This is a genomic window from Streptomyces sp. NPDC058741, from assembly GCF_042746715.1.
Lineage (GTDB): Bacteria > Actinomycetota > Actinomycetes > Streptomycetales > Streptomycetaceae > Streptomyces.
In genome coordinates, this window is the sequence record NZ_JBHYQH010000014.1 from 130559 (window position 1) to 154681 (window position 24123).

21 protein-coding genes are annotated in these 24123 nt (G+C 75.1%); 13 read left to right on the top strand and 8 right to left on the bottom strand.

Features of this window, described 5'->3' with window-relative positions; translation table 11 throughout:
• Positions 1–42 precede the first annotated feature (42 nt).
• Genes meaB through ACFW6P_RS14635 form a run of 3 tightly spaced genes read right to left on the bottom strand, consistent with a single transcriptional unit; the run spans position 43 to position 5035 of the window.
• Positions 43–1044: a methylmalonyl Co-A mutase-associated GTPase MeaB gene (meaB, locus tag ACFW6P_RS14625; protein WP_386348029.1), complete on the bottom strand. Its 1002-nt coding sequence runs from the start codon at positions 1042–1044 to the stop codon at positions 43–45.
• Positions 1041–3227: a methylmalonyl-CoA mutase gene (scpA, locus tag ACFW6P_RS14630; RefSeq protein ID WP_386423804.1), complete on the bottom strand. Its 2187-nt coding sequence runs from the start codon at positions 3225–3227 to the stop codon at positions 1041–1043. Before scpA ends, meaB begins: the two co-directional genes overlap by 4 nt.
• Positions 3227–5035: a methylmalonyl-CoA mutase family protein gene (locus ACFW6P_RS14635; protein WP_386348033.1), complete on the bottom strand. Its 1809-nt coding sequence runs from the start codon at positions 5033–5035 to the stop codon at positions 3227–3229. Before ACFW6P_RS14635 ends, scpA begins: the two co-directional genes overlap by 1 nt.
• A gap of 358 nt (positions 5036–5393) precedes the next feature.
• Here ACFW6P_RS14635 and ACFW6P_RS14640 point away from each other — a divergent pair, with 358 nt between their 5' ends.
• The gene (locus ACFW6P_RS14640) at positions 5394–5738 is read left to right on the top strand and encodes a DUF4383 domain-containing protein (RefSeq protein WP_386348036.1); all 345 of its coding nucleotides are present in this window, start codon (positions 5394–5396) and stop codon (positions 5736–5738) included.
• A gap of 337 nt (positions 5739–6075) precedes the next feature.
• A complete protein-coding gene (locus ACFW6P_RS14645) occupies positions 6076–7056 on the top strand; it encodes a Rieske 2Fe-2S domain-containing protein (protein WP_386348038.1) in 981 nt (326 codons plus the stop codon).
• 135 nt (positions 7057–7191) lie between these two features.
• Here the strand turns inward: ACFW6P_RS14645 and ACFW6P_RS14650 are convergent, their stop codons facing one another.
• Positions 7192–8595 (bottom strand): hypothetical protein, encoded by a 1404-nt coding sequence (locus ACFW6P_RS14650; RefSeq protein WP_386348041.1) that lies wholly within the window; start codon positions 8593–8595, stop codon positions 7192–7194.
• Positions 8596–8708: 113 nt separating this feature from the next.
• Between ACFW6P_RS14650 and ACFW6P_RS14655 the strand changes: the two genes are divergently transcribed.
• Complete coding sequence (locus tag ACFW6P_RS14655) at positions 8709–9950, top strand: molybdopterin-dependent oxidoreductase (protein ID WP_386348044.1); 1242 nt, start codon at positions 8709–8711, stop codon at positions 9948–9950.
• Positions 9950–10420: a hypothetical protein gene (locus ACFW6P_RS14660; RefSeq protein ID WP_386348046.1), complete on the top strand. Its 471-nt coding sequence runs from the start codon at positions 9950–9952 to the stop codon at positions 10418–10420. The genes ACFW6P_RS14655 and ACFW6P_RS14660 overlap by 1 nt, the downstream gene beginning before the upstream one ends.
• Positions 10421–10741: 321 nt before the next feature.
• Here ACFW6P_RS14660 and ACFW6P_RS14665 read toward each other — a convergent pair whose 3' ends face one another.
• The 3 genes from ACFW6P_RS14665 to ACFW6P_RS14675 are packed head-to-tail and all read right to left on the bottom strand — an operon-like array spanning position 10742 to position 12800.
• The gene (locus ACFW6P_RS14665; protein WP_386348049.1) at positions 10742–11449 is read right to left on the bottom strand and encodes a class I SAM-dependent methyltransferase; all 708 of its coding nucleotides are present in this window, start codon (positions 11447–11449) and stop codon (positions 10742–10744) included.
• Positions 11446–12099 (bottom strand): DUF2064 domain-containing protein, encoded by a 654-nt coding sequence (locus tag ACFW6P_RS14670; protein WP_386348052.1) that lies wholly within the window; start codon positions 12097–12099, stop codon positions 11446–11448. The genes ACFW6P_RS14665 and ACFW6P_RS14670 overlap by 4 nt, the downstream gene beginning before the upstream one ends.
• Positions 12096–12800, bottom strand: coding sequence for a glycosyltransferase family 2 protein (locus ACFW6P_RS14675; RefSeq protein ID WP_386348055.1), 705 nt, complete (start codon positions 12798–12800; stop codon positions 12096–12098). The genes ACFW6P_RS14670 and ACFW6P_RS14675 overlap by 4 nt, the downstream gene beginning before the upstream one ends.
• Before the next feature lie 114 nt (positions 12801–12914).
• Between ACFW6P_RS14675 and ACFW6P_RS14680 the strand changes: the two genes are divergently transcribed.
• Both ACFW6P_RS14680 and ACFW6P_RS14685 read left to right on the top strand, forming a co-directional pair.
• Positions 12915–13643, top strand: a complete 729-nt coding sequence (locus ACFW6P_RS14680) for a response regulator transcription factor (RefSeq protein WP_386348058.1) — start codon at positions 12915–12917, stop codon at positions 13641–13643.
• A gap of 2 nt (positions 13644–13645) precedes the next feature.
• A complete protein-coding gene (locus ACFW6P_RS14685; RefSeq protein WP_386348060.1) occupies positions 13646–14761 on the top strand; it encodes a sensor histidine kinase in 1116 nt (371 codons plus the stop codon).
• Positions 14762–14996: 235 nt separating this feature from the next.
• Here ACFW6P_RS14685 and ACFW6P_RS14690 read toward each other — a convergent pair whose 3' ends face one another.
• Positions 14997–15998, bottom strand: a complete 1002-nt coding sequence (locus ACFW6P_RS14690; protein ID WP_386348063.1) for an NAD-dependent epimerase/dehydratase family protein — start codon at positions 15996–15998, stop codon at positions 14997–14999.
• Between the two features lie 123 nt (positions 15999–16121).
• On the opposite strand from ACFW6P_RS14690, the gene ACFW6P_RS14695 reads away from it, so the two are divergent.
• From ACFW6P_RS14695 to ACFW6P_RS14725, 7 genes are all read left to right on the top strand, one after another.
• Positions 16122–16853 carry a flavodoxin family protein gene (locus ACFW6P_RS14695; RefSeq protein ID WP_386348066.1) on the top strand — a complete coding sequence of 244 codons (732 nt, stop codon included), beginning with the start codon at positions 16122–16124 and terminating at the stop codon, positions 16851–16853.
• Positions 16854–16898: 45 nt separating this feature from the next.
• The gene (locus ACFW6P_RS14700) at positions 16899–18140 is read left to right on the top strand and encodes a threonine/serine exporter ThrE family protein (RefSeq protein ID WP_386348069.1); all 1242 of its coding nucleotides are present in this window, start codon (positions 16899–16901) and stop codon (positions 18138–18140) included.
• A gap of 93 nt (positions 18141–18233) precedes the next feature.
• Positions 18234–19547 (top strand): NAD(P)/FAD-dependent oxidoreductase, encoded by a 1314-nt coding sequence (locus ACFW6P_RS14705; RefSeq protein WP_386348072.1) that lies wholly within the window; start codon positions 18234–18236, stop codon positions 19545–19547.
• A complete protein-coding gene (locus ACFW6P_RS14710; RefSeq protein ID WP_386348075.1) occupies positions 19544–20275 on the top strand; it encodes a DUF1365 domain-containing protein in 732 nt (243 codons plus the stop codon). Before ACFW6P_RS14705 ends, ACFW6P_RS14710 begins: the two co-directional genes overlap by 4 nt.
• 482 nt (positions 20276–20757) lie before the next feature.
• Positions 20758–21957 carry a class I SAM-dependent methyltransferase gene (locus ACFW6P_RS14715; protein ID WP_386348113.1) on the top strand — a complete coding sequence of 400 codons (1200 nt, stop codon included), beginning with the start codon at positions 20758–20760 and terminating at the stop codon, positions 21955–21957.
• A complete protein-coding gene (locus ACFW6P_RS14720) occupies positions 21954–23255 on the top strand; it encodes a class I SAM-dependent methyltransferase (protein WP_386348077.1) in 1302 nt (433 codons plus the stop codon). Before ACFW6P_RS14715 ends, ACFW6P_RS14720 begins: the two co-directional genes overlap by 4 nt.
• Complete coding sequence (locus ACFW6P_RS14725; protein WP_386348080.1) at positions 23252–24064, top strand: DUF1295 domain-containing protein; 813 nt, start codon at positions 23252–23254, stop codon at positions 24062–24064. Before ACFW6P_RS14720 ends, ACFW6P_RS14725 begins: the two co-directional genes overlap by 4 nt.
• Positions 24065–24123 lie beyond the last annotated feature (59 nt).

The window sequence follows — 24123 nt, forward strand, 5'->3', positions numbered from 1 at the left end:
GCAAGCCAGGTATGCGAAGTCGCCGCCGGACGCCTCTCGGCGTCAGGAGGTCGTGTCCCCGGGACCGCCGGCACCCCCGAGCGCCCCGAGGATCCGCTCCGCCGCCAGTGTCGGCGTCAACTCGCCCAGCCTGACCCGCTGTTCCAGCACGGGGGCCAGTGCCCGGACCGCCGGGTCGGCGTGCAGGCGGCCGAGGAGCTCGTCGCGGACCATCGTCCAGGTCCAGTCGACCTGCTGGTCGCGCCGCTTGGCGGTGAGACGGCCGGTGGAGTCCAGCAGCGTGCGGTGCTGCTCCAGGCGCTCCCAGACCGCGTCCAGCCCCGTCGACTCGCGGGCGCTGCAGTGCAGCACCGGCGGCGTCCAGAACGCGTCCTTGCCGTGCATCAGCCGCAGCGCGCCCGCCAGTTCCCGGGCGGCGGCCCGGGCGTCGCGCTCGTGCGGACCGTCCGCCTTGTTGACGGCGATCACGTCGGCCAGCTCCAGCACGCCCTTCTTGATGCCCTGGAGCTGGTCGCCGGTGCGGGCGAGGGTGAGCAGCAGGAAGGAGTCGACCATGTTCGCCACGGCCGTCTCCGACTGGCCGACCCCGACCGTCTCCACCAGGACCACGTCGTAGCCGGCCGCCTCCATCACCACGATCGACTCGCGGGTGGCCTTGGCGACGCCGCCGAGCGTGCCCGCGGTGGGGGAGGGGCGCACGAACGCCGCCGGGTCCACCGCCAGGCGCTCCATCCGGGTCTTGTCGCCCAGGATGGAGCCGCCCGTACGGCTGGAGGACGGGTCGACGGCGAGGACCGCGACCCGGTGCCCGAGCCCGGTGAGCAGCGTGCCGAACGCGTCGATGAACGTCGACTTGCCCACCCCGGGCACCCCGCTGATCCCGATGCGCCGCGCCCGGCCGCTGTGCGGCAGCAGCGCCGTCAGCAACTCCTGGGCCAGCGCGCGGTGCTGCGGCCGGGTCGACTCGACGAGCGTGATGGCGCGGGCGACCAGCGCCCGCTTCCCGTCGAGCACGCCCTTCACATACGCGTCGACATCGATCACAGGTCGTGCCCGAGGTCGTCCGACAGCCGCTTCACCAGGTCGTACGCCGCGTCCGGGATCACCGTCCCGGGCGGGAAGACGGCCGCCGCGCCCATCTGAAGCAGCGTCGGCACGTCCTGCGGCGGGATCACGCCGCCGACCACGACCATGATGTCCTCGCGGCCCTCCTCGGCCAGCGCCTCGCGCAGCGCCGGGACGAGGGTGAGGTGACCGGCCGCCAGCGACGAGACGCCGACGATGTGCACGTCCGCCTCGACGGCCTGCCGCGCCACCTCGGCGGGCGTCTGGAACAGCGGGCCGACGTCCACGTCGAAGCCCAGGTCGGCGAAGGCGGTGGCGATCACCTTCTGGCCGCGGTCGTGTCCGTCCTGGCCCATCTTGGCGACCAGGATGCGCGGCCGGCGTCCCTCGGCCTCCTCGAAGGCGGACACCAGGGTGCGGGTGCGGTCCACGCTCGGGGACTCTCCGGTTTCGTTGCGGTACACGCCGGTGATCGTACGGATCTGGCTCGCGTGCCGGCCGTACACCTTCTCCAGGGCGTCGGAGATCTCCCCGACGGTGGCCTTCGACCGGGCCGCGTGCACGGCCAGCTCCAGCAGGTTGCCCTCGTCGGCGGCGGCCCGCGTCAGCGCGTCCAGGGCGTCCCGGCAGGCCGTCTCGTCGCGCTCGGCGCGCAGCCGCCGCAGCTTCTCGATCTGCTGGGCGCGCACGGAGGAGTTGTCGACCTTGAGCACGTCGATCTGCTCGTCGGTCTCCACACGGTACTTGTTGACGCCGATCACCGGCTGGCGGCCCGAGTCGATGCGGGCCTGGGTGCGGGCCGCGGCCTCCTCGATGCGCAGCTTCGGGATGCCCGCGTCGATGGCCTTGGCCATGCCGCCCGCCTGCTCGACCTCCTGGATGTGCTGCCAGGCACGCCGGGCGAGGTCGTACGTCAGCTTCTCGACGTACGCGCTGCCGCCCCACGGGTCGATCACGCGGGTGGTGCCGGACTCCTGCTGCAGCAGCAGCTGCGTGTTGCGGGCGATGCGCGCCGAGAAGTCGGTCGGCAGCGCGAGCGCCTCGTCGAGGGCGTTGGTGTGCAGCGACTGCGTGTGGCCCTGGGTGGCCGCCATCGCCTCGACACACGTGCGCGTGACGTTGTTGAACACGTCCTGCGCGGTCAGCGACCATCCCGAGGTCTGCGAATGGGTGCGCAGCGACAGCGACTTGGAGTTCTGCGGGTCGAACTGCCTCACCAGCTTCGCCCACAGCAGGCGCGCCGCGCGCAGCTTGGCGACCTCCATGAAGAAGTTCATGCCGATCGCCCAGAAGAACGACAGCCGGGGCGCGAACGCGTCCACGTCCAGGCCGGCTTCACGGCCGGCCCGGATGTACTCCACGCCGTCCGCCAGCGTGTACGCCAGCTCCAGGTCGGCCGTCGCGCCCGCCTCCTGGATGTGGTAGCCGGAGATCGAGATGGAGTTGTAGCGCGGCATCCGCTGCGAGGTGAAGGCGAAGATGTCGGAGATGATCCGCATCGACGGCTTCGGCGGATAGATGTAGGTGTTGCGGACCATGAACTCCTTGAGGATGTCGTTCTGGATGGTCCCCGCCAGCTTCTCCGGCGGCACGCCCTGCTCCTCGGCGGCGACGATGTACAGCGCCAGCACGGGCAGCACCGCGCCGTTCATCGTCATCGACACGGTCATCCTGTCCAGCGGGATCCCGTCGAACAGCTGCCGCATGTCGTAGATCGAGTCGATGGCCACGCCCGCCATGCCGACGTCACCGGTCACCCGCGGGTGGTCGCTGTCGTAGCCGCGGTGCGTGGGCAGGTCGAAGGCGACCGACAGGCCCTTCTGCCCGGCCGCGAGGTTGCGCCGGTAGAAGGCGTTGGACTCCTCGGCCGTCGAGAAACCGGCGTACTGGCGGATCGTCCAGGGCTGGTTGACGTACATCGTCGGGTACGGGCCGCGCAGGTACGGCGCCGCGCCCGGGTACGTCTCCAGGAAGTCCAGGCCCTCCAGGTCGCGGCCGGTGTACAGCGGCTTGACGTCGATGCCCTCCGGGGTCTCCCACAGCAGGTCGTCGCCGCCGGAGGCGTTCTTGACCGCCGCGCGCCACTCGTCGGGGCCGCCGTCGGGGGCCGGGGTGCCCAGCTCGATCCCGGAGAAGTCGGGGATGCTGAAGGGGGCGGTCATCAGGACACTCCCATGCGGTCGAGGGTCGCGGACAGCACGGCCACGGCGTCGCAGCCCGCGAAGACGTACGCGTCGACACCCGGGTACTCACCGGGCCGCCCGGCGAGGAACACGTGCGAGGCGCCGGCCGCGCGCAGTTCCGCGGCCTTGCCGGCCGCCTGCTCCGCGTACAGGGCGTCGCTGGAGCACAGCACCGCCTCCGTCGCGCCGCTCTCCTCGAAGGGGCCCTCGGTGACCGGCTCGATGCCGCCCGCCTGGAAGAGGTTCGAGGCGAAGGTGAGGCGCGCGGTGTGCGCGGCGGCCGGGCCGAGCGCGGCGAGGTAGATCCGCGGCCGGGAGCCGGTGGCGGCGAGATGCGCGTCGGAGCGGGCGCGCAGCGCCTCGTACGCCTCGTCGCGCCGCACCCGCGGCAGCCCGCCGGACGGCTGCTCGGGGGCGCTCTCGCGCACGACCGGCTTCTCCGCCAGGTGCGGGAACTCGCTGACCCCCGTGACGGGTTCGCGCCGCTTGGCGAGCCGGGCGGTCCGCGCCTGCCAGGTCCCGGCGAGGTCCCGCTCGACGTCCCCGGAGCGCAGGGCCGCCGCCATGCCGCCGAGCCCTTCGATGCGCTGGAAGAACTCCCAGCCCGCGTGGGCCAGTTCGTCGGTGAGCCGCTCGACGTACCAGGAGCCGCCCGCCGGGTCGATCACCCGGGCCAGGTGCGACTCCTCGATGAGGATCGTGGAGGTGTTGCGGGCGATCCGCCGGGCGAAGGCGTCCGGCAGGCCCAGGGCGTGGTCGAAGGGCAGCACGGTGACCGCGTCCGCCCCGCCCGTCCCGGCGGCCAGCGTGGCGATGGTGGCGCGCAGCATGTTCACCCACGGGTCGCGGCGCGTCATCATCACCGGCGAGGTCACCACGTGCTGGCGCTGCGCCCCGGCGGCCGGGGCGCCGCACACCTCGGCCACCCGCGCCCACAGGCGCCGCGCGGCCCGCAGCTTGGCGATCGTCAGGAACTGGTCGGCGGTCGCGGCGTAGCGGAACTCCAGCTGCCCGCAGGCCTGTTCGACGCTCAGTCCGGCCCCGGTCAGCTCCCGCAGGTACGCCACCGCCGTGGCCAGCGAGGCGCCCAGCTCCTGGGCGGCCGAACCGCCGGCCTCGTGGTACGGCAACGCGTCCACGGTCAGCGCCCGCAGCCCGGGGTACCGGTCGGCGCACAGCCGCGCGAGCTCCGCCGCCGGCGCGACGTCACCGGGCTGTCCCGTCCGGGCCTGGAGCCCGAGCGGATCCGCGCCCAGGCTGCCGCGCGCCGCGTCCGGGGAGACCCCGCGCTCCTCGTGCAGCCGCAGCAGCGCCCGCGCGGCCGGTTCGGTCTCGCGCCCGGCGTCCAGGACGACCGGGGCGAGGTCCAGATAGACGCCGTCGAGGACCGTGCCGAGGGAGGACACCGGGATGCCGCCGTCGCCCACGGCCAGCCACAGCGAGGTGACGCCGTTCTCCAGGTCCGCCAGGACGGTGTCCCGGTCGGGCGTGGTGTGCCGCTGCCGTACGTCCCAGCCGCCGACCGTGTTCCCCTCGGCGCGGCCGCCGCGCACAAAGGGCGCGAATCCGGGGAGACCAGGCTCGGGTGAGGTGTCGCGCGCGGTGTAGAGGGGCCGGGTGCGCAACCCGTCCTCCAGCGCGGTGGAGAGGGCTTCCTCGGCCTCGGCACCCTCGACGTCCTTGCCCGATTTGCGCAGGACACCCGCCACAAGGCGCTGCCACTGCTCCTGGGGCACGTGAGGGAACTCGCCGGCCAGTTCAAGCCCGTCGTCAGGCAGGACCGTCATGTTCGGATGCTAGGACACGAGCACGAAGGAGGAGCAGAGGGCGAGACTGTGACCTTTCCCTCGCCCGGCCTGTGATCTCGCTCTCCCCGTGCCGGCGCCGGCTCTCGAAGGCCCCGCCCCGGATCGTCACCCACGCCGGTACCGGGCGTCAATCACCTGTCGCCGACGGGCCGTTGAGCTGCAGCATCCTGCTTCGCGCCGCGAACTGGTGGTCGGCGCCGCGGGCCGCGCCCTGGTGTGCCGGTCCCGGATCGCCCCGGGACTCGCCGAGCGGGCCACGGCACGGCAGACGGACAAGGCCCATCCGCCGACGAGATGGCCCCACCCACCCGGGGGGCGCTGCACGTACCGGCGTCCGGTGAGGGCGCGGTGCACGGCGGCTGGGGCGGAGGACGCCGTACGGCTCTGCGCCGGGTGGCCGTCGCCGCCGCCCCGGCGGGAGCGGCCGTCACGGCCGGACGGCGCTCGGCCCGCACGGCGCCGGGCGCGCGCCGCCTCCTCGGCCCGCGCCTACCTGCTGGCCGGTGGCGCCGTCTACCTCGTGCTGCGGCTGTACGGCCTGCTCATCCCCCACGACTCGGCCGCCGGCTTCGTCCCGCTGAACACGGCCGACGACCGGCTGCACTTCTTCCTGGGCATCGGCGTGATCGCCCCGGGCGGGCTGCTCACCCGCCGCCCGGCCACCGGCGCCCGGAGGGTGTGATCCAGCCCGGCGAAAGGCACGGCACCGCCGACGGCCGACGCGGGGACGAGTTCCCCCGGGCGCGGTGGTCAGCGAGGGCCGGACGATCCGGGGGCGCCCAGCGGCACGGGCGGCGCTGCGTCCCGATGCCGCCGGACCGGCCGGTGGCCGGAGAGCTGAACACGTCCCACCCGGCGACCCACACCGTCTCCCCGGACGAGGCACCCCGGGCCCGCGAGACGGTCGGGGAACGAGAGTGACGGCCACGTCCGCGCGTGCGTCCGGCCGGGCGGCCGACGTACGGCCTTCGTCACGTCCGGCCGTTTGGCGTCCCGGGCCGTGGGAAACCCGGTGGCGCATGAGCGCTACGCCACGCCGCCGCGCGCTGCGGCAGAACCGGGTCCTGTGGTTGCTGGACCGCCTGGAACGCGACCCCCGGGCCGACGCGGTGATCGACACGCTGCGCAAGCGGGTCCAGGCCCTGCCCCTGGGACGCGGCCGGGACCTCCTGCACGGACGGTGGCTGGGCCACCCGGTGCACCCGCTGACGGTGCAGGTGCCGATCGGGAGCTGGCTGTCGGCGGCGGTCCTCGACCTCCGCCGCGGCCACTCCCGCGAGTCCCGGCTGCTGGTCGGACTCGGACTGGCCACCGCCGCGCCCGCGGCCGTGACCGGCTGGGTCGACTGGGCGGAGCTGCACCCGCAGCAGCAGCGCGTGGGACTCGCGCACGCCCTGTCCAACACCACGGCCGTCGGCCTCTACGCCGCCTCCCTCGTCAGTCGGGTCCGGGGACGCGAGGCGGCGGGCCGGACCTACGGTTTCCTCGGCCTGACGGCGGTCGGCCTCGGCGGCATGCTGGGCGGCCACCTCGCGTACCGGCAGGCCTCCGGCGCCAACCACGCCGAAGAGGTCCCGCACGTGGTCTCCGAGGGCTGGCACCTGATCGGCACCGTCGACGAGTTCCCGGCCGGGGAACCGGTGCGCCGGACCGTCGACGACGTGCCGCTGCTGGTCGTGCGCGAGACGGGCGGGCAGATCCACGCGCTGGCCGAGCGCTGCAGCCACCTCGCCGGACCGCTCGCCGAGGGCACCGTCGCCGACGGCTGCGTCCGCTGCCCGTGGCACGGCAGCGTCTTCCGCCTCTCCGACGGCTGGAACGTACGCGGCCCGGCCACCGCCCCCCAGCCCTCCTTCGAGACCCGGACCACCGACGGCCTGGTCGAGGTGCGGCTGCGCCACCAGAACGGCGGGCAGCGCGCCCCGCGGAGCCGGGAACCGGCCGGGCAGGCGAGCGGGACGCCGGAGGACGGCGCCGGAGGACGGGACGCCCGTGGCTGACGCCGCCCGGCGCACGGGCTGGGACCTGAGCGGCACGGGACGCGCGGCCGGGCGCCCCCGCCCTCGTGCAGCGCGGCGCGACCCCGACCTCCACCGCGGCCCGCCTCACCCGCGACGTCCTCTGACGCCGCCCGCTCACCACCCCGTCAGCAGCAGGTGGTTCAGGGCCAACGCGAGCGCCGCCTGGGCGGCCAGCCAGGCACGGGGACGGGGCAGCAGCGCGCACGACGGCAGCAGCCACAGCGCGAACGGCAGCCAGATCCGCTCCGTCTCCGCCTTGCTCATGCCGGACAGGTCGGCGACCAGCAGGGCGAGCAGGCCGGCGGCCACGAGACACGCCAGCCGCAGCTCACCGCGGGCCTCCCCGCCGGTCCCGTCCCGCGCTCCGCCGCGCCCCCGCGCCGGCACGGCCCCCGCCCGCCGCAGCCCCGCCGCCGTCGCCGGCCCCGTGATCAGCACCGCGCACGCCAGGTTGGCCCATACCCAGTAGCCGTAGGGGCGGATGCCGCCCGCGCCCTGGTGATAACGCGTGACCAGCAGCCGGTAGGCCTCCCACCAGTCGAAGCCCGCGAGCGTGAACACCACCGGGACCACGGCCAGTCCGGCCGACAGCGGCACCAGCAGCACCGGGCGGTCCCGCACGCCGTCCCGGCCGAGCACGAGGACCGTCCCCGCGATCAGCGCGACGAGCGTCAGGCCGTACGACAGGAAGCAGGTCAGGCCGAACAGCAGCCCGGACGCCCCGGCCCACGCCGGGGAGCGGGTGGTGAGCGCGAGCGCCAGGAAGGCCACCGCCCACGCCGCCACCGCCGCGAAGTACGCGTCGGCCGACGTGCCCATCCACACGGCCGCCGGGGCCAGCACCAGGAAGGGGGCCGCCCGGCGTGCCGGGGCCTCGCCGGCCAGGGCCCTGACGGTGACCAGGACCGCCACGCAGGCCGTCGCCCCGACGGTGACGCACCACATCCCCGCCCAGCCGCCGCCGCGCAGCCCGATCCGGTCGAGCAGCACGAACGTCAGCGTGGCGGCGGGCGGATGACCGGCGACGTGGGCGGGCCAGTTGTCGGGGGAGTCGAGCAGGATGTGCCCGGTGAAGCCGCGCAGGGTCGCGGGAATGTCCTGGAAGCGATCGATGACCTGCAGGTATTCATAGCGGGTGGTGAGCCGGCGGGCGATGCCGCGGTGCCATCCGTCGACCAGGGCGAGCGAGAGGATCCAGGCCGTCGCCGCGCCCCAGGCCGCCGCCAGCAGGGCCCGCCAGGGCAGCCGGGCCGCGAGGGAGGGCCCGTACGCCACGGTGGCCACCGCCACCAGCAGGGCCGCCGGTGTGCCCGGGCCGAGGTGCGGCCCCCAGGACGCCAGCAGCGGCGGCCAGTCGACGAACAGGGTGCGGCGGGCCGCCTGGATGTGCCGGCCGACCAGCACGGCCGCCGTCACGAGCAGGACGGCGGCCCCGGCGGCGTACAGGTCCCGGCGCGCGCCCCGGGACGTGAGGGCCCGCTCGGTGGACGGTGCGGTGGGGGTCGGGGTACTGATCACAACCGCACGCTAGGCCGCCCGGCCCGCCCCGCGCCGCCGCCGGGGCCCGACGTCAGCGTTTCGTCATGGGCCGCACACCCTCGCGCGGACCGTCCCCGGCCTACGGTCGGCTCATGCGAGACGATCCACGCGCTCCACGACTCCCCACGTCCCCCGGCTTCTGGCGCAGTCCCGTGCGCGGCCCCTGGTTCACCTCCGTGCTGGGCCTCGTCCTGCTCGCCGGCGTCACCGTGCTGTTCGTGACGGGGCTGGTCTCCTACGCCGCGTACAACCCGGGCCTGTCGCCGGTGAACGACAAGACGCCGGACAAGGGGATCCTGGGCTTCTACCTCTTCGCCTGGCCGACGCACCCGCACTGGCTGTACCGGCTCAACCAGGGTGTCCACGTCACCCTCGGCGTCACCCTCATCCCCGTGCTGCTCGCCAAGCTGTGGTCGGTGATCCCGCGCCTGTTCGCACGGCCCCCGGCGCGCTCGCTCGCGCACGCCCTGGAGAGGGTCTCGCTGCTGCTCCTGGTCGGCGGCGGGCTGTTCGAGTTCGTGACCGGGGTGCTCAACGTCCAGCTCGACTACGTCTTCCCGGGCTCCTTCTACCCCCTGCACTTCTACGGCGCCTGGGTGTTCTTCGCCGCCTTCACGGCGCACGCTGTGCTCAAGACGCCGGCCGCGCTGCGCAATCTGCGGCGGCTGCGCGAGGAGGGGAACGACCTGGTGCCGCCGCGCCCCGCCGCACCGACCGTCTCCCGGCGCGGCGCCCTGTGGTTCGTCGGGGGCGGTTCGCTGCTGCTGTTCGCCACGACGGTGGGGCAGAGCTTCGACGGGGTGCTGCGGCGCACCGCCCTGCTCGCGCCGCACGGCGGGGGAGATCCCGGCAGCGGCCCCAACGGCTTCCAGATCAACAAGACCGCCGCCCGCGCCGGGATTGACGCGGCCCGCACGAGCGAGGAGGCGTGGCGGCTCGTCGTCACGGGCCGCACGGGGACGGTCCGCCTCAGCCGTGCCCAGCTCGCCGCCATGCCGCTGCACAGCGCGGCCCTGCCCATCGCCTGCGTGGAGGGCTGGTCCACGTCGGACCAGTGGTGGCGCGGGGTGCGCCTGCGCGACCTGGCGGCCCTCGTCGGGTACGCGGACGACCCGCCGGACGTGCTCGTGGAGTCCCTCCAGCAGCACGGCGCCTTCCGCAGGGCCGCCCTGAGCGCCGACCAGGTGGCCGACCCCCGGTCCCTGCTCGCCCTCCAGGTCAACGGCGAGGACCTGTCCCCCGACCACGGCCATCCGGCGCGGATCATCGTGCCCGCGGCGCCCGGTGTGCTGAACACCAAGTGGGTGGCCCGGCTGACCTTCGGAGCCCTGTGATGCGCCCCCGCCTCGTCCTCGGCAGCCCCTGGCAACTGCTCCTCCTGGCCTGCTCGTTCGCCCTCGCGGCCTACGCGGGCGTGCGCCTGCTCGCCGGCGATCCATTCGGTGTGGCGCTCTGGGTCGTGGGCGCGGCACTGCTGCACGACCTGGTCCTGCTCCCGCTGTACGCCGCCGCGGACCGGGCGCTCGTACGGGGGCTCGGCGCGGTCCGCCGCCGGGATTGGGTGATGTACGTGCGCGTCCCGGCGGCCCTGTCCGGGCTCCTGCTCCTCGTGTGGTTCCCGCTGATCACCGGCCTGGTCGACCACCGCTACCGCTCCGCGACCGGACTGCCCCCGGACGTGTTCCTCGCCCGCTGGCTGCTGATCACCGCGGTGCTGTTCGGCGGCTCGGCGGCGGTACTGGCGCTGCGGTCCGCGCGGGAGCGGCGCGGGGCGGGGCAGGACGGCGTGCCGGAGAGCCGCTGACCCGCGGCGGCCGCCGGCCCGCCGCCCGCCCCCGCCTTCCGGCTCACGCGTTCCCGGGCCGCGGGCTGCCGATTACCGGCTGAGGGTGACCGACTACGGTGACCGGCTGCCGTTGAACGACTGGCGGTCACCGGCTGCGGGTCGTGGGTTGCCGGTCACCGGCTGAGGGTGACCGACTACGGTGACCGGCTGCCGTTGAACGACTGGCGGTCACCGGCTGCGGGTCGTGGGTTGCCGGTCACCGGCTGAGGGTGACCGACCACGGTGACCGGCTGCCGTTGAACGACTGGCGGTCACCGGCTGCGGGGCACCGGCTGCCGATCACCGTCGTCCTCGGCGACTCGGCGACTCGGCGTCACCGCCGGTGCCGCGGTTGCCGCCCGTGCGCAGGGCCGCGAAGCGGCGTCCCCCTGCGGTCCACCGGCCGGTCGGCTCCCAGCCCTGGGCGTAGCCGAGCAGGGCCCGGGTGCCGAGCCGGGCCCAGGGGAAGGGGGCCCCGGTGCCGGCGCGGCCGTCGGTGATGCGGACCGGCACGCGTTCGTCGACGTCCACCGGGGCCGTCTCGGCGATGAGCAGGCCGCCGGGCCGCAGCAGGCGCGCCACCCGGTCCAGCAGGGCGCGCGGATCACCGCCGATGCCGACGTTGCCGTCCAGGAGCAGCACCGTGCCCCAGCGGCCCTCACCGGGCAGCGGCTCGAAGACCGACCGCCGCAGCGCCTGCCCGCCGAGCCGTACGGTGCGCTCCACTGCCGCCTCACTGACGTCGATGCCGAGGGCGGCCTGCCCTCGGGAGGCGAGCTCCGCCACCAGCCGTCCGGGCCCGCAGCCCACGTCCAGCACCGTCCCCTCGCACCGGTCCAGCACGTCCCGGTCGACCGCGTCGGCCCGGGCGCACCAGCGCTCCACCTCAAGCGGCAGCAGCCAGCCGTCCGCGCGGCGCAGGAACAGCGGGCCGCGGCCGGCGCGCAGGGCGGCGGCGTAGGGGTCGGCGCCGGCCCAGGCGAGGGCCGTGGCGGGCGGGGCGCTCATCGGGGCGACACCGGGCCCGGGCCCGGCACGGCGGCGGGCGCACCGGCCGTCGTACACCGGGCGAGCCGCGCCGCGAAGGCCCCTCGCGGGGCGAGCGCGGCGACCGCCCGGGCGTCGGCGGCGGTGTCGACGTCGCGCAGCCGCGGCAGATCGCGCACCCGCAGCCCCGCCGCGACCAGGCGCTGCCGCTGCACGGCTCCCGTCTGCGGCGTCGACATGGGCACCCCCCGCAGCAGGGCGGGGTCGGGGCGCGCCAGGCCGAGCGCCCAGAAGCCGCCGTCCTCCGCCGGGCCGAACCAGGCGTCGCACCCGCCGAAGTCCACGCCGAGCAGGTCCGGTGTCACCTGCGGGGTGTCCATGCCGACGAGCAGGGCCGGACCGGAGCACCGGGCGAAGGCGTCCGCCAGCCGTTCGTCCAGCCCGCCCGCGCACTGGGGTACGACGTCGAAGCCGGGCGGCAGCCACGGGCCGGGGGCGCCGTCGAGGACGAGGACGCGCCGGTCGGCGGGGGCGGCGGACACCGCGCGCAGGGTGTCCGCGAGGGCCGCCTCGGCCAGTCCGGCCGCCTGAGCGGGCGTGAAGGGCGGTGTCAGGCGGGTCTTGACCCGGCCGGGGCGCGGTTCCTTGGCGATGACGAGAAGCGTGGTCAACGGACGGTTCCCCCCTCCCGCGCGGGCGTCTCGCCCAGCACGCGGCTCATGTCCCGTACGGCCTGCCAGGTGCCGCGCCAGGTGCCCGTCACCTTCGACGCCCCGGCGCGCGGCAGGTACGGCACGTCGTGCTCGGCGATCCGCCAGCCGGCGTCGGCCGCGCGGACGACCATCTGCAGCGGATAGCCGCTGCGCCGGTCGTCGAGGTCCAGCGCGAGCAGCCGCTCCCGGCGGCCGGCGCGCAGCGGACCGAGGTCGTGCAGACGCAGCCCCGTGCGGCGGCGCAGCATCCGCGCCAGGGCGAGGTTCCCCGCCCGGGCGTGCGCGGGCCACGCACCCCTGCCGTGTGGCCGGCGCCGGCCGAGCACCAGGTCGGCCGTGCCCTGGCGCACCTCGCGCACGAACGGCACGAGCAGCGAGGGGTCGAGTGAGGCGTCGCAGTCGCAGAAGCACACCACGTCGGCGGTGGCGGCGGTCAGTCCGGCGTGGCAGGCGGCGCCGAAGCCCCGCCGGGGCTCGCGCACCACCGTCGCGCCCAGCGCCCGCGCGATGTCGGCGGAGCCGTCCGAGGAGCCGTTGTCGACGACCAGTGCGCGCCAGCCCGGCGGGATCCGCTCGAGCACCCAGGGCAGGGCGGCGGCCTCGTCCAGGCAGGGCAGCACCACGTCGACAGGGGGAGAAGTCGTCGTCACGGTCCTCACCCTACGAACGCGAACGGGGCATAACAGGCAGTCGCTCCTTACGAAACACGGACGCCGGAGGCCGGGACACCGCCCGGGCTCCCGCGCGCGACGGCGCGGTGCCACGCTGGGGGCATGCAACAGCCCCACGAGCCCACCGGGACTCCCGGCGGGTCCCCCCGGATCCTCGTCGTCGACGACGACCCGACCGTCGCGGAGGTCGTCGCCGGGTACCTGGACCGCGCCGGGTACGCCGTCGACCGCGCCGACGACGGCCCCACCGCCCTCACCCGCGCCGCCGCGCACCGGCCGGACCTGGTGGTGCTCGACCTGATGCTGCCCGGCATGGACGGCCTGGAGGTGTGCCGGCGCATCCGCGGCCAGGGCCCGGTGCCGGTCATCATGCTCACCGCCCGCGGCGACGAGGACGACCGCATCCTGGGCCTGGAGGTCGGCGCCGACGACTACGTCACCAAGCCCTTCAGCCCGCGCGAACTGGTCCTGCGCGTCGAGTCGGTGCTGCGCCGCAGCCGGCCCGGCTCCGGCGGGCCGCACCGCCTGGGCGCGGCCGGCCTGACCGTCGACCCGCAGGCCCGCCGCGCCACCAAGGGCGGCACGGAACTCGCCCTCACCCTGCGCGAGTTCGACCTCCTGTCGTTCTTCCTGCGCAACCCGGGCCGGGCGTTCGCCCGCGAGGACCTCATGCGCGAGGTGTGGGGCTGGGACTTCGGCGACCTGTCGACCGTCACCGTCCACGTCCGCCGGCTGCGCGGCAAGGTCGAGGACGACCCGGCCCGGCCCCGCCTGATCCAGACCGTGTGGGGCGTCGGCTACCGCTTCGATCCCGCGGGCGCGGAGGACTGACCGTGGGCGACACCCTCCTCATCGCCCTGTACGCCTTCGCCGGGGCCGCCGGTACCGGACTGGCCGGGGCGGGCACCCTGCGCCTGACCCGGCGCCGCTCGCTGACCGCCTCGCTCGCCGTGGTCGCGGCCGTCGGGGTCGTCGCCATGCTCGCGGGCACCCTCGCCGTCGCCTGGGCCATGTTCCTGTCGCCGCACGACCTGACCGTCGTCACGACCGTCGTCGCCATGGCGGCCGTCGTCTCCCTCGCCACCGCGCTGCTGCTCGGCCGCTGGGTCGTCGCCCGCAGCCACGCGCTCGCGGCGGCCGCGCGCTCCTTCGGCGACGGCGGCGACTTCGCCGCCCCCGACGGCCCGGCGACCGCCGAACTGGAGTACCTCAGCCGCGAACTGGCGGCCACCAGCGCCCGGCTCGCCGAGTCCCGCGAGCGGGAACGCGCCCTGGAGACCTCACGGCGCGAACTCGTCGCCTGGATCTCGCACGACCTGCGCACGCCGCTCGCCGGACTGCGCGCCATGTCGGAGGCGCTGGAGGACGGCGTCGCCGCCGACCCCGACCGCTACCTGCGGCAGATGCGCACCGAGGTCGAACGCCTCGACGGCATGGTCGGCGACCTCTTCGAGCTCTCCCGCATCCACGCCGGCGCACTGTCCCTGATGCCCACCCGGATGTCCCTGTACGACCTGGTGGGCGACGCGCTCGCGGGCGCCGATCCGCTCGCCCGGGAACACGGGGTGCGGCTGGTGGGCGGCCGGATCGAGCCGGTGCCGGTGGAGGTGGACGGCAAGGAGATGAGCCGCGTGCTGGGCAACCTGCTCGTCAACGCCATCCGCAGGACCCCGGCCGACGGCACGGTCGCGATCGCCGCGGAGCGTTCCCCCGAGGGGGTGGTGCTGTCGGTGACGGACGGCTGCGGCGGTATCCCGGAGGACGATCTGCCGCGTGTCTTCGAAACCGGCTGGCGCGGCACCCACGCCCGCACGCCCCCGGCGGGCGCGGGTCTGGGCCTGGCCATCGTCCGGGGCATCGTGGAGGCCCACCAGGGCCGGGCGGCCGTGCGGAACATCCCCGGCGGCTGCCGCTTCGAGGTGGTCCTGCCCGCCGCTGCTCCTGTCTGATGACGGGGCAGCGCGGGGCGTTCGTCGGGGGTTGCGTCTCGCGTACTTCCGGCCGGTCGGCGGTCCGGGCCTGGCCATCGTGCGGGGCATCGTGGAGCCCCACCCGGGCCGGGCGGCCGTGCGCAACACCCCCGGTGGTCCCCGGTGGTCCCCGGTGGGTGTCGTTCCGAGGTGGTGGTGCCGCCCGCCGCCGCTTCTGTCTGTTCACGGGCGGCACCACCGGTCCGTGGAGGGGCTACGCCTCGCGCATCCCGGCGCACGCGAACTCCCTCATGCCCTCCTCGAAGCCGACCTCCGGCTTCCACCCCAGCGCGGTCCGCAGCAGCGAGGAGTCGGCGGTGATGTGCCGGACGTCCCCGAGCCGGTACCCGCCGGTCACGACCGGTTCGGGCCCGCCGCAGACGCCGGCGAGAGCGCGCGCCATCTCGCCGACGGTGTGCGGGTCTCCGCTGCCGGTGTTGTACGCCGTGAGCGCCCCCGCCGCGGCCTCCGCCTCCAGCGCCACCACGTTGGCCGCGGCCACGTCCCGGACGTGCACGAAGTCCCGTCGCTGCCGCCCGTCCTCGAACACGCGCGGCGCCTCGCCCAGGGCGAGCGCCGAGCGGAAGAGGGAGGCGACCCCGGCGTACGGGGTGTCCCGGGGCATCCCGGGGCCGTACACGTTGTGGTAGCGCAGCGACACCGCCGAACCCCCGGTGCAGCGGGCCCAGGCCGCCGCCAGGTGCTCCTGGGCCAGCTTGGTCGTCGCGTACACGTTCCGGGGATCTGCCGGGGCGTCCTCGCCGACCAGGCCGGGGGAGAGGTCCTCGCCGCACTCCGGGCAGAGGGGCTCGAACCGGCCCGCGTCGAGGTCGGCGACGGCACGCGGACCCGGCCTCACCACCCCGTGCCGCGCGCAGACGTAGCGCCCCTCCCCGTAGACGACCATGGAGCCGGCGAGCACCAGACGGCGCACGCCCGACTCCGCCATGGCGGCGAGCAGCACCGCGGTCCCCAGGTCGTTGCGGGAGACGTACTCCGCCGCGTCGGCGACCCCGTCGCCGAGCCCGACCATCGCCGCCTGGTGGCACACGGCGTCCACCCCGGCCAGGGCCCGCCGGACGGCCGACGGGTCGCGCACGTCGGCACGCGGATCCTCCCGTACGTCGAACACGACCGCCTCGTGCCCGCGCTCGCGCAGGGCGGGGACGACTTGGGACCCGATGAACCCGGCACCGCCGGTGACCAGTACGCGCATACGTGCACGCTAGGCGCGCGGGACCGCCCGGTGGCCGGAATCCGTGCGCACGTCATGACTCCGTAAGGCGTAAGGCCGACATCAAAAAGGGATAAAGCGGACCATATGCGGGACGCTGCCTCCATGACCACCTCACCCTCCGCCGGCACCCCGCACCGCTACGACGACCTCACCGCGCTCTACGTCAACTGCACCCTCAAGCCGTCCCCGCAGCTCAGCCACACCCAGGGCCTGATCGACAAGAGCCGCTCGATCATGGAGTCCGCCGGCGTGACCACCGACGAGATCCGCGCCGTCGACCACGACATCGCGCCCGGCGTGTACCCGGACATGACCGAGCACGGCTTCGCCACGGACGCCTGGCCCGCGCTGTACGAGAGGGTGATGGCGGCGGACATCCTGGTCCTGGCCGGGCCGATCTGGCTGGGCGACAACAGCTCGGTCACCAAGAAGGTCATCGAGCGCCTCTACGCCTGCTCCTCACTGCTCAACTCCCAGGGCCAGTACGCCTACTACGGCCGCGCGGGCGGCTGCCTCATCACCGGCAACGAGGACGGCGTCAAGCACTGCGCGATGAACGTCCTCTACAGCCTCCAGCACCTGGGCTACGCCATCCCGCCCCAGGCGGACGCCGGCTGGATCGGCGCCGCCGGGCCCGGGCCGTCGTACCTCGACCCGGGCTCCGGCGGCCCGGAGAACGACTTCACCAACCGCAACACCAGCTTCATGACCTGGAACCTGATGCACCTCGCGGCCCTGCTGAAGCGCGCCGGGGGAATCCCGGCCCACGGCAACCAGCGCTCGCAGTGGGACGCCGGGTGCCGTCCGGGCGCCGACAACCCCGAGCACCGCTGAGCGGCGGCGCCCTGAGGGGCGTCACTCCACGACCGAGGTGCGCACGTGACCCCACCCCGACAGCAGCAGGCGGACCTCGCCGGTCTGAGCGACCTGCTCGCGAGCCTCGCCGAGCTGCTCATCCGCACCAGCGGCGAGGGCGCCGAGATGATCGCCTGGACCCTGGCCGAGGTGGCCCGGGCGTACGGAGGCAGCGCCGAGAGCCAGCTCGTGCCCGACGCCGCCACGGTCACCGTCGGACTGCGGGGGCGGACGCGCACCTTCGTGGTGACCGCCCGTCCGGACGTCGCCCGGCTGGACCGGGTCGCTGAGGTCAAACGGCTCGTGGAGGCCGTCCGGCGGGGAGACGTCGCGTTGCCCGACGCCCGGGCCCGTCTGGCGGCCGTCGCCGACTCGCCCGACCCCTACCCGAGATGGCTGCGGCTGGCGGGCATCGTCATGTTCTCCGTCGGGTTCGCCCCGGTGATGCAGGCCACCTGGTACGAGATCGGCACCACCGCCGTCACCGCCTCCCTGGTCGCGCTGCTCGTCGGGGCGTCGGACGTGCTGCCCCGGCTGCGGCTCGTGCTGCCCCTGGTCTCCGCCGTCTGCGTCTCCGCCCTGGTGCTGCTCGTCTTCGCCCGGGACGCCTCGCACGGCAGCGCGATCCTGCTGATGCTCCCCGCCCTGTTCTTCTTCGTCCCCGGCGACTACCTCAGCGCGGCCGTCGCGGAGACCGTCGCGGGCCATGTGACCACCGGCGCCATCCGCCTCGTCTACGCCGGTGCGCTGCTGCTGCAGCTGTACGTCGGCATCGTCGTCGGAGCGGCCCTCACCGGCACCCCGCTCAGCAGGTTCGACGACTTCGCCGCCGCCGGGGAGCTGTCCCGCTGGGTCGTGGCGGGCACCTGGGCCGTCTTCGCCATGGGCACCGTCTTCGCCTTCGGCATCCCGTTCCGGCTGTCCGGCTGGGTGCTGTTCCTCGCCTACCTGACCCTCGCGGTGCAGGCGGGCGCGACGAAACTCGTCGGGGAGAACGGCGGCACCTTCGTCGCCGCCGTCGTGCTCTCGGCGACGGCCGCCCTGGTGGCCCGGCGGCCGGGACGGCCCCCGCGCCTGCCCCTGGTGCTCGCGGGCTTCTTCACCCTCACCGTCGGCTCGCTCGGCCTGCGCGGACTCACCACGCTCATCGGCGGTCACCCGATCAAGGGCTTCCAGGACCTGCTCGACCTGGTCACCATCGTGACGATCATCGCCGCGGGCATGCTGCTCGGCGCGGCGCTCGTCCGCTCACCGGGCCGCAGATGAGCCGGACGCGGGCCTGACCCGCCACCAATCCGCCGCCCCGCCTGCCTCGGATTACCCCCGGATCCCTGATCACGAAGGGCGGGACAAGAGGCGATGAGACCGACGTCGAGCAGCCACCGGCACGACCGGGAGGGCGGCGCGCGCCACGGACGGCGCACGGCCGTGGTCGGTTCCGGTGTGGCGGGCCTGACCGCCGCGTACGTCCTGGGCCGGGCCGGGCACGTCACGCTGTACGAGGCCGACGACCGGCTCGGCGGGCACGCGCACACCCACGAGCTGACGACACCCCACGACAGCCGCGTGCACCGCGTCGACTCCGGCTTCATCGTGCACAACCGGCGCACCTACCCGCACCTGCTGCGGCTCTTCGCCGAACTCGGCGTCGCCACGCAGGAGTCGGAGATGAGCATGTCCGTTCGGTGCGAGGGGTGCGGGCTGGAGTACGCCGGGGCCCGCGGCCCGGCCGGCCTGTTCGCCCGGCGCCGCAACCTGGCCGAGGGACCCTACCTGCGGCTGCTGACCGAGGTGCCCGCCTTCCACCGCGCGGCCCGCCGCCTGCTGGCCCGCGGCGAGCAGGACACGCTCACCCTCGGCCGGTTCCTGGAGCGCGAGGGCTTCTCCGCCTACTTCCGCACCCACTTCGTCACCCCGCTCGTGTCGGCCGTGTGGTCCTGCGACGCCGCCACCGCCCAGCAGTACCCGGCGGCCTACCTGTTCCGCTTCCTCGCGCACCACGGGCTGCTGTCGGTCGGCGGCTCACCGGTGTGGCGCACGGTCACCGGCGGCTCGCAGCGCTACGTCGAACGCGTCGCCAAACACATCGGCGACATCCGCACCGGCACCCCCGTGCGGGCCGTGCGGCGCCACGCCGACGGCGCCGACCTCACCACCGGCGACGGCACCACCGAGTCCTACGACGCCGTGGTGATCGCCACCCACCCCGACCAGGCGCTGCGGCTGCTGGCCGACCCGACCGACCGGGAGCGCCGGGTGCTGGGCGCGTTCCGCTACTCGCGCAACACCACGCTCCTGCACACCGACACCCGGCTGCTGCCGCGCGCCCCCGGCGCCCGCGCCTCCTGGAACTACCTGATGCCCTCGTGCACCGCGGCCGCCGACCGCGTACGGGTCAGCTACGACATGAACCGGCTGCAACGCCTGGACGCCGCCGAGACGTTCGTGGTGACGCTGGGCGGCGAAGACCGCGTCGACCCCGGGCGGGTGCTGGCCCGCATGGTCTACGAACACCCGGTCTACACCCCCGAGTCGGTGGCCGCGCAGCGGCTCCTGCCCGAACTGTCCAGCGGTGTCTGCGCGTTCGCGGGCGCCTACCACGGCTGGGGGTTCCACGAGGACGGCTGCCGCTCCGGCGCCGAGGCCGCCGCGGCGCTGGGAGTGCGCTGGTGAGCACCGTGCCCGCGCTGTACTCCTGCACGATCACGCACGTACGGACCACCCCCCGGCGGTACGGGCTGCGGCACCGCACCTACCTGTGGCTGCTCGACCCCGACCGGCCGCCCCGGCTGCCCCGCCCGCTCAGGCCGCTCGCCCGGTTCGACCCCCGCGACCACTTCACCGGCGACCAGCCCTCGATCCGCGCGGGCCTGGACGCCTTCCTCGCCGCGCACGGCATCCGCCTGGACGGCGGACGCGTGCTGATGCTCACCCACGCGCGCGTCCTCGGCCACGTCTTCAACCCCCTGACCCTGTACTGGTGTCACGGCCCGGCGGGCGACCTGCGCTGCGTGGTCGCCGAGGTGCACAACACCTACGGCGGCCGGCACTGCTACCTGCTGCACCCCGACGCCACCGGCGCCGCGCGCACCGCCAAGGAGTTCTACGTCTCCCCTTTCTTCCCCGTCGACGGCGGATACCGCATGCGGCTGCCCCTGCCGGGGGAGCGGCTGGCCCTGACCGTCCACCTGGACCGGGAGGGCGGCCGGGCCTTCACCGCGACGCTGCGCGGCACCCGGCGCTCGGCGAGCCCGGCGGCCCTGCTGCGGCTGGCCCTGCGCCACCCCTGGTCCACCCTCGCCGTGTCGGCCGCGATCCGCGCCCACGGCATACGCCTGTACCTGCGGGGACTGCCCGTCCAGCCCCGCCCCGGCCATCGCACCCCGGAGAACGCGACATGAGAACAGCCCGCCGCCCCGACACCGCCCCCGGCCCCGCGGACCCCGGGCACCGCCCCGACGCGGCGGGTTCGGACCGTCGGCCCGACGCGGAGGACGGTGCACGTCACCCGGACGCCGGACTCCCGGCCCACCGGCCCCGTGCCGGTGGCCCCGGCCACCGCCCCGCCCCGCCGGCCCCCGAGCCCCGGCCCGACGCCGTGGTCCCGGAGCCCCGCCTGGACGCCCCGGTCCCGGAGCCCCGGCCCCGCATCGCGGACGCGGAACGCCGGCCCGAGACCCCGGCCCTGGGAGACCGGCTCGCCCCTCCCCCTGCCCCTGCCTCCGCGGACACCATCCCCCGGCCGGTCCCGGCGGGCCCGGAACACCGTCCCGCCCCGGCGGGCACCGAGCCCCACCCCGTCCCCTCGCCCCCGCGACACCGCCCCGGCGCCGCGGACTCGGCGCGGCGCCCCGTCCCCGCGGATCCCGGCCGCTGGCCGGACATCGTCGCCGTGCCCCGCGCGTCCCGGACGCGGACCGCCGTCACCGCCGCCCTGGTGCGCCGCGCCCTGCGCGACCTGCCCCTGCGGGTGCGCTTCGCGGGGGCGGACACCGTCGGGCGGGGCGGCCCGCTGCTGGACGTGCGCGACCCCGCCGCCTTCCACGCCCGCCTCGGGACCGACGGCCTGATCGGGTTCGGCGAGTCCTACATGGCCGGGGAGTGGGACGCCCCCGACCTGGTCGGCGTCCTCACCGTGCTCGCCGGACACGCCGCCGAACTGGTCCCGGCCCCGCTGCAACGCCTGCGCGGCCTGTGGGCACCGAGCCGTCCCCACGAGGAGCGCAACACCTCCGACGGCTCGCGCAGGAACATCAGCCGCCACTACGACCTGTCCAACGACCTGTTCGCCCTCTTCCTCGACGACACCCTCAGCTACTCCTCCGCCGTCTTCCGCGGCTTCCCCGCCCGGTGGGAGTGGCTCGCCGCCGCCCAGCAGCGCAAGATCGACCGGCTGCTCGACCTGGCCGACGTGGGCACGGGCACCAGGCTGCTGGAGATCGGCACCGGCTGGGGCGAACTCGCCCTGCGGGCCGCCGCCCGCGGCGCCCGTGTCACCACCCTCACGCTCTCCCGGGAGCAGCAGGCGCTGGCGAGGGAACGGGTGGCCGCCGCGGGGCTCACCGACCGCGTCCACGTGGAGCTGTGCGACTACCGGGAGGCACGCGGGCAGTACGACGCCGTCGTCAGCGTGGAGATGATCGAGGCCGTCGGCGCCGAGTTCTGGCCGGTGTACTTCCGCACCCTGGACGCCCGGCTGGCCCCCGGCGGCCGGCTGGCGCTGCAGGCCATCACCATGCCGCACGACCGGATGCTCGCCACCCGCGACACCTACACCTGGATCCACAAGTACGTCTTCCCCGGCGGCTTCTGCCCCTCCACACGGGCCGTCGAGGAGACGGTCCGCGAGCACACCGGGCTGGACCTCGCCCGCCGTGACGCCTTCGGCCCGCACTACGCCGAGACCCTGCGCCTGTGGCGGGAGCGGTTCACCGGACGAGCCGACGAGGTCGCGGCGCTCGGCTTCGACGAGACCTTCCGGCGTCTGTGGACCTTCTACCTCGCCTACTCCGAGGCCGGGTTCAGGGCCGGATACCTCGACGTCCAGCAGTACCTGTTCACGAAGGAGAACCCCGCCCGATGACCCGCGCCCTTCTCACCACCCGGCCCGGCGCCGCCCACCGCCTCGCCGCCCTCGCCGAGGACCTGCTCGGTGGGCCCCTGCCGGTGCGGCTGCGCGCCTGGGACGGCAGCGAGACCGGCCCGGACAAGGCGCCGGTGGTCGTCCTGCGCTCCCGTCGCGCCCTGCGCCGCCTGCTGTGGCAGCCCGGCGAACTGGGCCTGGCGCAGGCCTACGTCACCGGCGAACTCGACGTCGAGGGCGACCTCGCCGAGGGGCTGCGCACGGTGTGGGCCGCCCAGCGGGAACGGGGCCTGCGCCCGCCCCGGCTCACCCCCGCCGACCGGGCCCGCGCGGTCGCCGCCGCCGCCCGCCTCGGGGTGATCGGCCCCCGCCCGGCCGCCCCCGCCTCCCAGGCCAGACTGCGCGGCGGCCTGCACAGCAGGGCCCGCGACCGGGCCGCCATCAGCCACCACTACGACCTGTCCAACGACTTCTACGCCCTGCTCCTCGACGAGACCATGGCCTACTCCTGCGGCTACTGGACCGAGCCGGGCGCGGATGCGAAGCCCGCCGCCGCCCAGCGGGCCAAGCTGGAGCTGATCCGCCGCAAACTCGCCCTCGAACCCGGCTCACGGCTGCTGGACATCGGCTGCGGCTGGGGGTCGCTCACCCTGCACGCGGCCGAGCACGGCGTCCGCGTCACCGCGGTGACCCTGGCCCGGGAACAGGCCGCCCACGTCCGAGAGCAGGTCCGCGAACGCGGTCTGACCGAGCGGGTGGAGGTGGTGTGCCAGGACTACCGGGACATCGAGGGAGGCGCGTTCGACGCGGTCGCCACCGTCGAGATGGGCGAGCACGTCGGCGACGCCGAGTACCCGGCGTTCGCCGCCGCCCTGCACCGGCTCGTCCGGCCCCGCGGGCGGGTGCTGGTGCAGCAGATGTCGCGCGGCAGCAGCGCCCCCGGCGGCGGGCCGTTCATCGAGGCGTACATCGCCCCCGACATGCACATGCGCCCCCTGGGCGAGACGACGGCCCTGCTGGAGGCCGCCGGTCTGGAGGTGCGGCACACCGAGTCCCTGCGCGAGCACTACGTCCGCACGATCGGCGCCTGGCACCGCACCCTGGAGGAACGCTGGGACCGGTTCGTCGCCCTGACGGGTGAGGAGACCGCACGCGTGTGGCGGCTCTACCTGGTCGGTGCGGCGCTGGCGTTCGAGGAGGGCCGGATGGGCGTCGACCAGATCCTGAGCGTCCGGCCCGGACCCGGTGGCGCCAGCGGTATGCCGGCGACCACCCACCAGTGGTACGAGGCGCTGTGAACGGCTTCCCGTGGAGCGCGTTCGCGCCCAACCTGGCCTGGAGCGCGGCCGCCGCCCTCGCCGTCATGCTGGTCACCTTCGCCGTCGCGGTGCGCGCAGGCGTCCACCGGATCGTGGACGTCGCCTGGGGGATCGGCTTCACCGCCGTGGCGGCCGTGACCCTCGCCGCCTCCGCCGGGCACGGCGATCCGTTGCGGCGGCTGCTGGTGACCACGCTGACGGCGGTGTGGGGGTTGCGTCTCGCGGCGCACATCGCCCGCCGCGGCCGGGGCCACGGCGAGGACCCCCGCTACGAGGCGATGCTCGCCAAGGCCCCCGGCAACCGGAACCTCTACGCCCTGCGGATGGTCTACCTGCTGCAAGGGGCCCTGGTCTGGCTGGTGTCCCTGCCCGTCCAGGCCGCCTCGTACGTGCCCGGCCCGCCCTCGGCGCTGTTCTGGGCCGGGGTCGCGCTGTGGGCGGTCGGCCTCGGTTTCGAGGCGGTCGGCGACGCCCAGCTCGCCCGCTTCAAGGCCGACCCCGCCAACCGGGGCAGGATCATGGACCGCGGGCTGTGGGCCTGGACCCGGCACCCCAACTACTTCGGCGACTTCTGTGTGTGGTGGGGTCTGTTCCTGATGGCGTGCGGCTCCCCGGCGGCGGCCGCCGTGTCGGTGGTGTCCCCGCTGGTGATGAGTCTGCTGCTGACCCGGGGCAGCGGGAAGCGGCTGCTGGAGCGGCACATGGCCGGACGGCCCGGCTGGGCCGCCTACACGGCCCGTACCAGCGGCTTCTTCCCGCTCCCGCCGAAGCGTGAGGGACGTACCTGAGATGACGGAACGACACGACGACGACCCGGCCGCAGCGGCAGCGGCGCCCGCGCGGGCGC

Bases quoted from the DNA above. Each gene is read 5' to 3' on its own strand.
- ACFW6P_RS14645 (WP_386348038.1), top strand. From the start codon at position 6,076: ATGAGCGCTACGCCACGCCGCCGCGCGCTGCGGCAGAACCGGGTCCTG.
- scpA (WP_386423804.1), bottom strand. From the start codon at position 3,227: ATGACCGCCCCCTTCAGCATCCCCGACTTCTCCGGGATCGAGCTGGGC.
- ACFW6P_RS14695 (WP_386348066.1), top strand. From the start codon at position 16,122: ATGACCACCTCACCCTCCGCCGGCACCCCGCACCGCTACGACGACCTC.
- ACFW6P_RS14660 (WP_386348046.1), top strand. From the start codon at position 9,950: ATGCGCCCCCGCCTCGTCCTCGGCAGCCCCTGGCAACTGCTCCTCCTG.
- ACFW6P_RS14720 (WP_386348077.1), top strand. From the start codon at position 21,954: ATGACCCGCGCCCTTCTCACCACCCGGCCCGGCGCCGCCCACCGCCTC.
- ACFW6P_RS14655 (WP_386348044.1), top strand. From the start codon at position 8,709: ATGCGAGACGATCCACGCGCTCCACGACTCCCCACGTCCCCCGGCTTC.
- ACFW6P_RS14705 (WP_386348072.1), top strand. From the start codon at position 18,234: ATGAGACCGACGTCGAGCAGCCACCGGCACGACCGGGAGGGCGGCGCG.
- ACFW6P_RS14690 (WP_386348063.1), bottom strand. From the start codon at position 15,998: ATGCGCGTACTGGTCACCGGCGGTGCCGGGTTCATCGGGTCCCAAGTC.
- ACFW6P_RS14680 (WP_386348058.1), top strand. From the start codon at position 12,915: ATGCAACAGCCCCACGAGCCCACCGGGACTCCCGGCGGGTCCCCCCGG.
- ACFW6P_RS14635 (WP_386348033.1), bottom strand. From the start codon at position 5,035: ATGACGGTCCTGCCTGACGACGGGCTTGAACTGGCCGGCGAGTTCCCT.
- ACFW6P_RS14665 (WP_386348049.1), bottom strand. From the start codon at position 11,449: ATGAGCGCCCCGCCCGCCACGGCCCTCGCCTGGGCCGGCGCCGACCCC.